Origin of the sequence: Vibrio rumoiensis (assembly GCF_002218045.2) — a bacterium.
Classification (GTDB): domain Bacteria; phylum Pseudomonadota; class Gammaproteobacteria; order Enterobacterales; family Vibrionaceae; genus Vibrio; species Vibrio rumoiensis.
Genome location: NZ_AP018686.1, coordinates 1,086,928 through 1,098,988, shown reverse-complemented (window position 1 = coordinate 1,098,988; position 12,061 = coordinate 1,086,928). Strand labels below are relative to the sequence as shown.

General features: G+C 44.1%; 9 protein-coding genes. 5 read left to right on the top strand and 4 right to left on the bottom strand.

The genetic code is table 11. The annotated features are described in order from the left end of the window. Positions 1-202: 202 nt before the first annotated feature. Complete coding sequence (gene gcvP, locus VRUMOI_RS17405; RefSeq protein WP_089139401.1) at positions 203-3,082, bottom strand: aminomethyl-transferring glycine dehydrogenase; 2,880 nt, start codon at positions 3,080-3,082, stop codon at positions 203-205. 311 nt (positions 3,083-3,393) lie between these two features. Then, the gene (gcvH, locus tag VRUMOI_RS17400) at positions 3,394-3,774 is read right to left on the bottom strand and encodes a glycine cleavage system protein GcvH (protein ID WP_089139402.1); all 381 of its coding nucleotides are present in this window, start codon (positions 3,772-3,774) and stop codon (positions 3,394-3,396) included. A 477-nt stretch (positions 3,775-4,251) separates the two neighbouring features. On the opposite strand from gcvH, the gene VRUMOI_RS17395 reads away from it, so the two are divergent. The 4 genes from VRUMOI_RS17395 to VRUMOI_RS17380 all read left to right on the top strand — a co-directional run bounded on the left by VRUMOI_RS17395 (position 4,252) and on the right by VRUMOI_RS17380 (position 8,322). Next, positions 4,252-4,842, top strand: a complete 591-nt coding sequence (locus VRUMOI_RS17395; RefSeq protein WP_089139434.1) for a helix-turn-helix domain-containing protein — start codon at positions 4,252-4,254, stop codon at positions 4,840-4,842. 199 nt (positions 4,843-5,041) lie between these two features. Next, positions 5,042-6,403 carry an alanine/glycine:cation symporter family protein gene (locus VRUMOI_RS17390; protein ID WP_089139403.1) on the top strand — a complete coding sequence of 454 codons (1,362 nt, stop codon included), beginning with the start codon at positions 5,042-5,044 and terminating at the stop codon, positions 6,401-6,403. Between the two features lie 66 nt (positions 6,404-6,469). After that, on the top strand, positions 6,470-7,594 hold the full coding sequence (gcvT, locus tag VRUMOI_RS17385) for a glycine cleavage system aminomethyltransferase GcvT (RefSeq protein WP_089139404.1): 1,125 nt from the start codon (positions 6,470-6,472) through the stop codon (positions 7,592-7,594). A 170-nt stretch (positions 7,595-7,764) separates the two neighbouring features. After that, on the top strand, positions 7,765-8,322 hold the full coding sequence (locus VRUMOI_RS17380) for a sugar O-acetyltransferase (protein ID WP_089139405.1): 558 nt from the start codon (positions 7,765-7,767) through the stop codon (positions 8,320-8,322). Between the two features lie 122 nt (positions 8,323-8,444). Here the strand turns inward: VRUMOI_RS17380 and VRUMOI_RS17375 are convergent, their stop codons facing one another. Together VRUMOI_RS17375 and VRUMOI_RS17370 are read right to left on the bottom strand one after the other, a co-directional pair. Beyond that, positions 8,445-10,124 (bottom strand): RluA family pseudouridine synthase, encoded by a 1,680-nt coding sequence (locus VRUMOI_RS17375; RefSeq protein WP_089139406.1) that lies wholly within the window; start codon positions 10,122-10,124, stop codon positions 8,445-8,447. A gap of 305 nt (positions 10,125-10,429) precedes the next feature. Further along, positions 10,430-11,041 carry a LysE family translocator gene (locus VRUMOI_RS17370; RefSeq protein ID WP_089139407.1) on the bottom strand — a complete coding sequence of 204 codons (612 nt, stop codon included), beginning with the start codon at positions 11,039-11,041 and terminating at the stop codon, positions 10,430-10,432. Between the two features lie 108 nt (positions 11,042-11,149). Here VRUMOI_RS17370 and VRUMOI_RS17365 point away from each other — a divergent pair, with 108 nt between their 5' ends. Then, the gene (locus VRUMOI_RS17365) at positions 11,150-12,040 is read left to right on the top strand and encodes a LysR family transcriptional regulator (protein ID WP_089139408.1); all 891 of its coding nucleotides are present in this window, start codon (positions 11,150-11,152) and stop codon (positions 12,038-12,040) included. Positions 12,041-12,061 lie beyond the last annotated feature (21 nt).

Sequence of the window (12,061 nt, the reverse complement as noted above, 5' to 3'; positions counted from 1 at the left end):
CAAAACCAATAGATTCATTTGATCCAAGCCATCCAACTTCCTCTTATATTGACTCCCGTTGCCAAGTGAGTGCGTTGCTCAAGGGGAAGAGCTTGTTCTTTGTACCGTAAGTGTTATTGAACAACGTCTTCAAATAAACCCCAACAAAAAAGCGAGCACATCATGTGTACTCGCTTTTCTCATTTCAACGTCTCACTAACCCTTACTGATAACTCTCAATACTCGGGCATGAGCAAATCAAATTACGGTCGCCGTAGACGTTATCGACACGGTTGACGGTTGGCCAGTATTTAGCGTCTTTCGCTTGTGCCGATGGGAAGCAAGCCACTTCACGGGTGTATGGGTGATCCCATGTTTCACTCATTAAGTCGGCTTGGGTGTGTGGCGCGTTGACTAACGGGTTGTTGTCTAGTGGCCATTCACCTTGTTGCACTTTGTCCATTTCTTGGCGAATCGCAATCATGGCATCGCAGAAGCGGTCTAGCTCGGCTTTGTCTTCCGACTCCGTTGGTTCCACCATCAAGGTGCCCGCCACTGGGAATGACATGGTTGGCGCGTGGAAACCGTAGTCCATTAAACGCTTCGCAATGTCTTCTTCGCTGATGCCGGTCGCTTCTTTTAGTGGGCGAATGTCGATAATACATTCGTGCGCCACGCGGCCATTGTGTCCACGGTAAAGCACTGGGTAGTGTGGACGTAGACGTTCCATGATGTAGTTGGCATTTAAAATTGCGATCTTAGTGGCTTCGGTTAGCCCTGTGCCGCCCATCATAGTGATGTAAGCCCATGAAATTGGCAGAATCGATGCGCTACCGAGATCCGCCGCTGACACCGCATAGTCTTTACCTTCCACACCATTTTCAATGTGGCCTGGTAAGAATGGCGCAAGGTGTGATTTAACCCCAATTGGACCCATACCCGGGCCGCCACCACCATGTGGAATACAGAAGGTTTTGTGTAGGTTAAGGTGCGAAACATCACCGCCAATCACGCCCGGATTAGTTAAGCCAACTTGTGCATTCATGTTTGCGCCATCAAGGTAAACCTGACCGCCAGCCGCGTGTACCATTTCACATACTTTTTGCACTTGTTCTTCATACACACCGTGAGTCGATGGGTAGGTGATCATGATGCTGGATAAGTTGCTGTGGTGTTTGTCGATCTTAGCTGCCAGATCTTGCATATCGATGTTGCCGTATTCATCACACATTACCACCACAACTTTCATCGATACCATCGACGCGGTTGCTGGGTTAGTGCCGTGTGCAGAGCTTGGAATTAAGCACACATTACGGTGGCCTTCACCACGGCTTTGGTGGTAACGCTGAATTGCAATTAAACCTGCATATTCGCCTGATGCGCCAGAGTTAGGTTGTAGAGAAAACTCATCGTAGCCGGTAATTTCACACAATTGCTTTTTCAGTGAATCAGCCAGTGCGGTATAACCGGCGGCTTGCTCTAGTGGCGCAAATGGGTGGATAGAACCGAATTCCGGCCATGTGACTGGGATCATTTCAGCTGCGGCGTTTAATTTCATGGTGCAGCTACCCAGCGGGATCATGCCGTGCGTTAATGAGAAGTCTTTGTTTTCCAGTTTCTTCAAGTAGCGCATCATTTGAGTTTCGCTGCGATGCGTGTTGAATACTGGGTGAGTTAAGAACTGAGAAGTTCGTTGGCAATCGCTTGGAATGGCCGCAAATTCGTTGGCGGCAATATCGCTTGAGTATGTATCTACGTTGCCTTCTACCGAGAACACAGTAAACAGTGTTTCGATGTCTTCTGCTTTGGTGGTTTCATCTAGGCTGATACCAATTTGAGAAGGCAGTTTACGTAGGTTAATGCCCGCATGTTGCGCAGCTTGATATAAACGCTCGGTTTGTTCTTGGCTATCGACGGTGATGGTGTCGAAGAACGTATCGTGTACTAATTTATGACCGGCTGATCGTAATGCTGCCGCAAGAATCGCGGTAAAGTGGTGGGTACGACGAGCGATAGTGCGTAAGCCTTCTGCGCCGTGATACACAGCATAGAAAGAAGCCATGTTGGCTAATAGCGCTTGAGCGGTACAAATGTTCGACGTCGCTTTTTCGCGGCGGATGTGTTGCTCACGAGTTTGCATTGCCATGCGCAGCGCTTGTTTGCCTTTGCTATCAATCGACACACCAATCACGCGACCTGGCATAGTACGTTTGTGTTTTTCACGAGTCGCCATGAAGGCTGCGTGTGGGCCGCCGTATCCAACTGGTACGCCGAAACGTTGCGCGCTACCGATCACCACATCTGCACCCATTTCACCGGCAGGTTTTAATAGGGTAGAAGCCAGTAAATCCGTAGCAACCGTGACTAAGGTTTTGTTAGCTTGCGCCGCCGCGATGATGTCGGATAAATCACGCACTTCGCCAGTCGTGCTTGGGTATTGTAATAGAGCGCCAAACACGTCTTGTTGAGGTAGGCTATCGACATTGCCAATCATCACTTCAAAGCCAATAAATTCTGCGCGGGTTTTAACCACTTCGATCGTTTGTGGATGCACATCATCGGCGACAAAGAATACGTTGCTTTTGCTTTTTCCTGCACGCTTACATAGAGTCAGCGCTTCACCAGCGGCGGTCGCTTCATCAAGTAAAGAGGCGTTGGCGATATCCATGCCCGTTAGGTCGATCACCATTTGTTGGTAGTTGAGTAGAGACTCCAAACGACCTTGAGAAATTTCTGGCTGATAAGGCGTATAAGCGGTGTACCAACCTGGGTTTTCTAATACGTTACGTAGGATGACGTTTGGCGTGAAGGTGTTGTAGTAGCCTTGGCCGATAAAAGTACGCTGCACTTTGTTCAGTTGTGCGATGCCTTTCATCTTCGTCAGCATATCGGCTTCGCTCATTGGCGCATCTAAGTTCATTGGCGCGGCTAAACGAATGTTAGCAGGAACGGTTTGCGCGATTAACTGATCCAATGATTCAGCTTGGCTATCACTTAATGAGTTAATGATGTCGAGCATCGCTTGTTGATCGTTGGCATTTGGCCCGTTGTGGCGGCCGATGAACTCTTGGCTGTTACATAAGTCATTGATTAGATTTGTCATGGTGCTACCTGAATTAAAGTAAAAGCCAGCGAATAAAAGCTGACTTTTGGAATGTAGATTCGATTTTCGGGCGCTGCGCTTCTCGTTACTCGTGTCTCGAAGCGTCCTAGTCACGAGACACGGACACCTCTTAAAGCGAGTGGAAACTCAATCGATTTGTCACTTGCTGTCGGAGATCCTGAACTGCGCTCCTACGTCGCTTTTCAGGATGACGTTTCTTTTGCTGTTTCTCGCAGCACGTCACACGCAACTCGAAACCATCTTTTTCTCGCAGCTCGAAGCGAAGCGCACTCGGCTCTCGCAACTATCTTTTAGTCTTCTTCAATACTCGCTAGGTAGTCTTCTGCATCTTGTAGGTTGTCTAATTCAGATGCGTCATCCAATTTCACTTTGACAATCCAACCGCCTTCATAAGACTCACTATTGATAAGTTCTGGGCTATCTTCTAGCTCTTCGTTAATTTCAACGATTTCGCCAGTGACAGGGGCATAAATGTCAGAGGCAGCCTTAACTGACTCCACTAAAGAAAAACTATCTCCGGCATCGATGGTGTCACCGACTTCTGGTAGATCAACAAACACCACATCACCTAGCATTTCTTGTGCGTGCTCAGAAATACCGATGGTTACCGTACCGTCACCATTATCACGAACCCATTCGTGGCTTTCGGTAAATTTTAGAGTCATGTCCATTTTATTTGCTCCTGAAAATAGAAAGTTTTTCTCATCAATAACTTATTGCGCAATCGTTTGCCTTTGGGCTGGGAAGTCAATTGCGTTTTTAGTGTAGTCACTGAATGTGTATTTAAAAAGAACGGCGACCCTTCGTACTTGACGCTTCACTGCAACGCCAATTACTTTGGGTATAAGCTAAGAGATAAATTTCTCTGCCGAGCCTTTACCATTCTTGTATGCGATTACCAATAACATACTTTTCGCCCGTAGATTATTCAACCAAAAGTTTCCTATAAGAAACAAGATTTCCATTTTTGTTACCTACCGCACCTTTTAGGAAATAGTTTCTCTTTTCTCTACGATTTTGAATCGGTAGACTGAATTGGCAATCGTTTGCTTCTCAGGCGAATTATCTTGATGTTAAAGCGACGAAAAATGGATAGCGTACGATAGGGGACATCGGTGAGTGTAAAAAGTGAATTAGTAAATAAGCAGATGACGTTTCAGTCAGACGATCCTGAACAAACACTCACGCCACTTAACCTTGGACAGCGGTTAAAAGATATTCGCTTGCAGATGGGGTTAACGTTAGAAGAAGCGAGTAAGCGAACAGGGTTGGCGCGTTCAACGTTATCTAAAATTGAAAACGAACAAATTTCCCCCACGTTTCAAGCATTACAAAAGCTCGCCACCGGGCTTGATATGCCCATTCCGCAAATTTTTGAACCGCCAAAACAAGCCAGTGCGGTCGGTCGACGTGATATTACGTTAGCCGGAGAAGGCAAGCCGCATCCTACCACCACTTATGAACATGAATTACTGGCAACCCAATTATCTAATAAGAAAATGGTGCCGTTTAAGAGCCGAATTCGTTCTCGCAGTTTTGATGATTACCAAGAATGGATTCGTCATGATGGGGAAGAGTTTTTATTAGTGCTAGAAGGCGAAGTGCGTTTTTATTGTGAATTTTATGAGCCGGTTGAATTAAAGCAAGGCGATAGCGTGTACTACGATGCCAGCATGGGACACACCTTGATTTCAGTCAGTGAGGACGATGCATTAATACTGTGGGTGACGTCTAAATAAGTACAATGTTGTTTATTTGTTACAAATGTGAGTGTTTTTTCACACTTTTATGATTCTTACTAGGTACGATCGTTTTTTCATGTTTATGATGAATTCGTTCAGGCCAATGCTTTATCTATGGAGTTGTTTTTGTAAGCGTGGTTGAATCCATCTGATACTCATTTTTTGAGTATAAAAATCAATAATTAAAGGATTTCACATGGAAGCGTTAACCAATTTTGTTTCTGCTATTAATGGGGTCGTCTGGGGTGTCCCTATGTTGGTGATGATTTTAGGGGTTGGGCTGTTTTTAATGCTCGGTCTAAGATTTATGCCAATTTTAAAACTGCCACAAGGCTTTAAATTGTTATGGAATGGGCGTACTAGTTCATCGGAAGGGGATATCACCCCTTTCAATGCGTTGATGACCTCACTCTCTGCCACCATTGGTACTGGTAATATTGCCGGTGTGGCGACGGCGATTGCACTTGGCGGCCCTGGCGCTTTATTTTGGATGTGGTGTACCGCGTTAGTTGGTATGGCAACCAAGTATTCAGAAGCCGTGTGTGCGGTGACTTATCGTGAAAAAGATGAACATGGTAACTATGTCGGCGGGCCGATGTATTACATCAAAAATGGTTTATCGAAAAAGTGGGCATGGCTAGGTACGCTATTCGCCATTTTTGGCGCGATTGCTGGTTTTGGTATTGGTAATGGCGTGCAAGCAAACTCGGTTGCCGATGCACTGGATAGTAACTTTGGTGTGTCACCTATGGTAACTGGCCTTGTGATGATGGTACTGGTTGGTCTGGTTCTTATTGGTGGTATCAAGCGTATTTCTGAAGTGGCAGGAAAATTGGTTCCTTTGATGGCGCTGTTTTATATCGTGGCTGGTTTAGGTGTCATGATTGCCCATATTTCCGATATTCCGGCGGCGTTTGCTTTGATCATCGAAAGTGCCTTTAGCCCAGTAGCGGCGCAAGGTGGTTTTGCAGGGGCAGCGGTTTGGGCCGCCATTCGTTTTGGTGTGGCACGTGGTGTTTTTTCCAATGAAGCCGGTTTAGGCTCGGCACCGATTGCTCACGCGGCGGCAAAAACTAAAAATCCGGTGAAGCAAGGTTTGGTTGCGATGTTGGGTACCTTCATTGATACCATCATTGTTTGTTCAATCACGGGCTTTGCGATCATTTTGTCTGGTGAGTGGATGTCGGGTGAAACCGGAGCATCATTAACCTCAAGTGCGTTTGCTAGCACATTCTCATTCGGCAATGTGATTGTGGCGATTGCTTTGGCTATTTTTGCCTTTACCACGATTTTAGGCTGGAGCTTTTACTGTGAGAAATGTGTCCAATTCCTATTTGGTACGAAGGCGATTAAACCATTTCGTATTGTCTGGGTTTTAGCGGTGCCAGTTGGGGCGATGAGCTCATTGAACTTTATTTGGCTATTGGCCGACACCATGAATGCCATGATGGCGATTCCAAACTTGATTGCACTGATATTACTGAGCCCAGTGGTATTTAAATTAACGCGTGACTATTTCGCAGGGAAAGATGTCACTATCAAAGAAACCACAGATTAACTCATAAGCGAATCCGTTCGTTTTTGTGATTGGTATTAATGTAGGCGAAAGCCCGATGGAGGATAAATGACCGATCAAGACACATGTTTGAAAACACCGTTACATGCGGTTCATCTAGAAGCTGGTGCGAAAATGGTGCCATTTGCAGGCTATGATATGCCTGTTCAATATCCACTTGGGGTGAAAAAAGAACACTTGCATACTCGTGATGCGGCTGGGCTTTTTGATGTATCTCACATGGGGCAATTGCGCTTAAAAGGTGAAGGAGCCGCGGCGGCGTTAGAAGCATTAGTGCCGGTTGATATTATTGATCTGCCATCGGGTAAACAGCGTTATGCGTTTTTTACCAATGAGCAAGGCGGCATCATGGATGATCTTATGGTGGCCAACCTTGGTGATCATTTATTTGTCGTGGTGAACGCGGCATGTAAAGCGCAAGATATTGCTCATCTGCAAGCAAACCTACCGCAAGGTGTTGAGCTTGAAGTGATTGAAGACCGTGCTTTATTGGCGCTGCAAGGCCCAAAAGCGGCAGAAGTGCTGGCACGTTTTCAGCCACAAGTTGCCGACATGCTGTTTATGGATGTCAAAGTGCTTGAGATTGATGGTGTTGAGTGCATCGTTAGCCGCTCAGGTTATACCGGTGAAGATGGTTATGAAATCTCAGTTCCAAGTGTTCAAGCAGTCGAATTGGCCAATAAACTGACGGCGTGCGAAGAAGTAGAATGGATTGGTTTAGGCGCGCGTGATTCATTGCGTTTAGAGTGTGGTTTATGTCTTTATGGCCATGATCTGGATACCACCACCACGCCGGTTGAAGCGAGCTTGTTGTGGGGCATTAGCAAACCACGCCGCGCAGATGGTGAGCGTGCTGGTGGCTTCCCTGGTGCGGATATCATCTTAAAACAAATCGAAACCAAAGATGTGGCTCGTAAGCGTGTTGGCTTAGTGGGTCAAACCAAAGCGCCGGTTCGTGAAGGCTGCAAGTTGTTTGATGCGCAAGATAATGAGATTGGCATAGTGACAAGTGGTACTGCGGGGCCTACTGCCGGTAAACCAGTATCAATGGCGTATGTGGCGACCGAATTTGCGGCAATTGGCACGGAGATTTTTGCTGATGTACGTGGTAAGAAATTGCCAATGACCGTAGAAAAAATGCCGTTTGTGCCACAGCGTTATTACCGAGGCTAGTGTTAAAGACTCACGCTAAGATCGCCAATCTTTAAGCGAGTACAGCACTAAAAAACATAACCAGTAGCCATAAAGGTTGCTGGTTTTTTTTGTGATGTCTGGGCTGTCTTTTATGGTGAATTTCGTTACTCTAAATGTCATTTCATCCACTCTGCAAAATGAGAATCATCATGACTGAATTTGAAAAAATGCTGCAAGGAGAGGATTTCGATGGCATGGATGCCAGTATTTCAGAAGTACGCACAAAAACAGCTCAATTGAAGCTGCAACTAAATCAATCGATTACCATTCCAGAACAACAAGCCATTGTGAGTGAAATGCTTGGTCAGTTTGGTGAAGAGAGTATTATTACTCCGCCATTTCAATGTGAATTCGGCAAACCGATTTCGATAGGTAAGCAGACGTTTTTGAACATGAATGTGGTCATGTTAGATAACGCTCCGATCATCATTGGTGACCATGTATTAATTGGGCCTAATGTTCAGTTTTATACTGCCAGTCATTCCCTTGATTTTGAAAGCCGCCGTCGTTGGGAAACTTTTAGTAAACCGATTGTGGTGGAAGATGATGTTTGGATTGGCGGTAATAGCGTTATTTTACAAGGTGTCACCATTGGGGCACGTTCTGTGATTGCTGCTAATTCTGTGGTAACGAAAGATGTGCCACCGGATTGTCTTTATGGTGGTACACCAGCGAAGTTGATTCGCCAAATAACCATCGATGATTAATCGTAACGTTGGATAAATAATAAAGCCCCATGATGTATTGTTATTATCATGGGGCTTAATGTTTCTAATTTAATTTTGTCTGGTTTACTTAAATAATGAAGCAAGGTTTTTATTCATGTTGCTTAAAACTCAGCCTCAACTTCAAATACCATTCTTTGTTTCGTATAAGGATGATCAAATGCCAATTGTTGTGCATGTAAATGCAGGCGATTGGCTTTTTCACCATAGAGATCATCACCAGTAATCGGCATATTTAAGCCATCTTGATGAGCACAATGGACTCGTAGTTGATGGGTGCGGCCTGTTTTCGGATACAGGTAGACTTTGCTTTTAGGCTGGCCATTGTGATCTGTTGTTTCGATCAGTTGCCAATGGGTTTGCGCTGGTTTGCCATGCTCAAAACACACCATTTGTCTTGGACGGTCTTCTAAGTCTCCACGCAGCGGTAGATTAATCTCACCTTGTTGATCAGCTAACTCACCATCTAATAACGCCACATATCTCTTTTCGACACCGCGTGTGATGAACTGCTTTTGCAAGCTTTTATTGGCACGTTTGGTAAGCGCAAAAACCAGCAGGCCGGAAGTCGACATATCTAATCGATGCAACACAAAAGGGCCTTCAACATCGGGAAATAAGGTTTGCAAGCGGGTGTAGGCGGAGTCGCTGACATTGACGCCGGGAACCGATAAAAATTCCGCCGGTTTGTTGACGACCACGATCGCTTCATCTTGGTAAATGATGTCGAGTTCTTTACCTTGCGCGTGATTTTTAAGTAGTGGGTTTTCGTCCAGAGTGATGCCTTCTAACATGTGAGAAAGAATAGGCTGACACTTACTTTGGCAAGCTGGGTAGTATTTTTTGTGCTGACGAATTTCGGATTTCGGTGAGGCGCCCCACCAAAATTCAGCTAAACAAACGGGCGTTAAGCCGTGCGCGAAAGCATATTGCAGCAGTTTAGGCGCGGCGCATTCACCTGAGCCAGCTGGTGGCGTAGGATTAGCAGTGGTATTGAAAATATCGAGCAGTGATTTTGACTGCTGAGCTTGATTGAGAAATTGGTACTGAGCAAACAGCTTTTGTTGTAACTTGGCAGATTGTTGTTTGCGGTCTTGCTTTAATTGCTCGATCACATCGATTTTTTTCTGCCATTGTTGTTCTGCTTGTTCTATTTGATCTAACCAATGCGCTTTGAGATGTCTTTGCTGTGCTTTTTCGGCCACGCTTTGTTTGCCTAGCTCGTCAAAGATGGTTTGTAATGCTTCGCCTTGCAAGTTCGCTTCAGCTTGTTTTCTTAATGCTTTTCTTTGTTTGCGACTGTCGACAATAGACAGACGTAACGCTTCCATCTCTTGCTGGGCTTGCTGTTTAAAATCACGAATGGTTTGCTGTAACAAGGCAAGTTCGGGATCTTCTTCAAGCTGTTTGATTTGATGGTTGATGGCATTGATGGGGGCGGTACCCTCAAGAAAAAAACTGCCTTCAGTGAGCATATCAAACACAGGGGGCACGAAATATGGCAGATGGTTTTGGTCTGCCAGTTTGCCTGAAAAGGCTGATAAAAAACCGAGTTGTCCTTGAGCGTTTTTCACAACCAGCACACCAAACATTTTTCCGGCGGCTTTACTGTTATCACTAAACCCAAAATCATGTTGCCAATCGGTTTGTGACTGTAGATGCTGTTGTAATTGCTTGGCGGCAATTTGGCTTAGTGGATGAGGCTCATAGCAAAATGGAAAGGTGAATTTTGCTGGTAAGTCGATATCAGAAACATCAGCAGTAAAAGGGGTGAAACAAGGCATGGCAGAAGCTCGAATTAAGTAAACGGGGCAATTGTACTTGTTTCATATTGGAATACCAATTTATCCCCCTTTATGTCGGAGGATATTAAAGCTTAAAACGTTTTGATGCTTTTATCGCAGCGTATCTTTTGTTCTAGCAAGCTTTTGCCCCAAAATAAGTTAGTGAACGGATTTTTAGGGTTCAAGCGTGTAATATTTTTCCTACTGTTTATTATGTGTGTAAACAGTAGGTTTAACACAGTACAAGCGAGCGCATAATGCTATTAAATAGCTACCGAAAGTAGCTATTTAATATGATTCCAATTTTACGCTTTTATGGCTAACAAGGCACCAAAAGTAAGTAAGCCCAGTCCGCATGCTTGATTCAATCTTTTTTTCATTTTCTGGAAGTGTGTTTGAAGTGCATTTGACGTAAAAAGCATTGCCACAAGACTGAACCAAAATCCGTGCAGTGTCACCATATATAAGCCATATATTATAGCTTTATGATGATCACTAGAATCAGGTGAAATAACTTGGCTGAATATACTCAGGAAGAAAAGCATTGTTTTAGGATTTAATACATTACACAAAAAACCTTGTGCTAAGTATTGAGAGGCTTTGAAATCTTTTTGTCTGCCTTCTATTGTTTCGAAACTAGCTTTAGCTGAGAAAATGCTTTTTAATCCTAAGTAGATTAAATAGGCAGATCCTGAATACCTTACTACACTAAATAGCAATTCATTTTGTGAGATTAAGTAACTTATCCCTAACATTGAATAGCCGATATGGACACAGATAGCGAGACTAATCCCAATCGCGGTCCAGACTCCTGATTTTCTTCCCTGATTAATACTATTTTTTAAGACTAAAACAAAATCAGCTCCCGGACTTATTACGATTAATATGCCTAGAATGGCAAGACTTATGATTTCCATTTATGCTCCAAATTTGATCCATGATGAGTATTGAGCACTTATTGTATGTGTATTTTATAGTGGTTATAATCGAATAAATTTCAATTATTATGTGAGCAAAATTCACAAATGAGACACTTGAAAGCATTTCATGTCTTCCATGTTGCGGCCACTTCATCAAGTTATAGTGAAGCGGCAACTAAGTTGCACATTACTCATGGGGCAGTAAGTAAACAGGTCAAAGTATTGGAAAATTATCTTTCCTTGCCTTTGTTCTATAAACAAGGACGAAATGTCTATTTAACTCAGGAAGGAGAGTTACTAAAAAACTATACGAAGCAGGCATTTGAAGCACTTGAGAGTGGTGTAAATAAGCTTATTCAAGTTAATAGTCCTTGCATAGACGTTTCTTGTGAACCAACACTAGCAATGCGTTGGCTGATGCCGCGATTATCAGACTTTCATATGGCTTCAGGGGAAGATGTAAGGTTATCGACAGCTGGAGGGCCTGTAAAATTAGGCGTCACAGGACTTTCGTTAGCAATACGTCGCGATGATTTTGAGTTACCTCATGATTACAAACAAGTGAAATTAGTCGATGAATGGGTAGGGCCTGTATTTTCACCTGAATATTGGGATCAAGTGAAAAATGATTTAAGTAAAGTTAAACTGTTGCATAGCCAGACAAGGCCACAAGCGTGGGAATGTTGGTATTCTCACCATGTGGGTTCGTCGCTTTCTAGTAATACTCATCATACTTTTGCTCATTTTTATTTTTGTTTTCAAGCTGTCGTCGATGGGTTAGGGACTGCAATAGGATCGTATCCACTTGTGGTGGATGATTTGAAAAGAGGCAACTTAATTGCACCATTCGGGTTTGATTTATCTGGGCATAGTTATATCTTGCTTAGCCAAGAAAGAACTCCTGATGCTCTGGGGAAAAAATTTACAGATTGGCTACAGAACAGTTTGAGGCAATGTGTGCCTACTAAAGATGAAAGAGACGGCTTTTCAGATTGAATCAAGGTGATAGCACGCATA

Bases quoted from the DNA above. Each gene is read 5' to 3' on its own strand.
- VRUMOI_RS17375 (WP_089139406.1), bottom strand. From the start codon at position 10,124: ATGCCTTGTTTCACCCCTTTTACTGCTGATGTTTCTGATATCGACTTA.
- VRUMOI_RS17390 (WP_089139403.1), top strand. From the start codon at position 5,042: ATGGAAGCGTTAACCAATTTTGTTTCTGCTATTAATGGGGTCGTCTGG.
- VRUMOI_RS17380 (WP_089139405.1), top strand. From the start codon at position 7,765: ATGACTGAATTTGAAAAAATGCTGCAAGGAGAGGATTTCGATGGCATG.
- gcvT (WP_089139404.1), top strand. From the start codon at position 6,470: ATGACCGATCAAGACACATGTTTGAAAACACCGTTACATGCGGTTCAT.
- VRUMOI_RS17365 (WP_089139408.1), top strand. From the start codon at position 11,150: ATGAGACACTTGAAAGCATTTCATGTCTTCCATGTTGCGGCCACTTCA.
- VRUMOI_RS17395 (WP_089139434.1), top strand. From the start codon at position 4,252: ATGACGTTTCAGTCAGACGATCCTGAACAAACACTCACGCCACTTAAC.
- gcvH (WP_089139402.1), bottom strand. From the start codon at position 3,774: ATGGACATGACTCTAAAATTTACCGAAAGCCACGAATGGGTTCGTGAT.
- gcvP (WP_089139401.1), bottom strand. From the start codon at position 3,082: ATGACAAATCTAATCAATGACTTATGTAACAGCCAAGAGTTCATCGGC.
- VRUMOI_RS17370 (WP_089139407.1), bottom strand. From the start codon at position 11,041: ATGGAAATCATAAGTCTTGCCATTCTAGGCATATTAATCGTAATAAGT.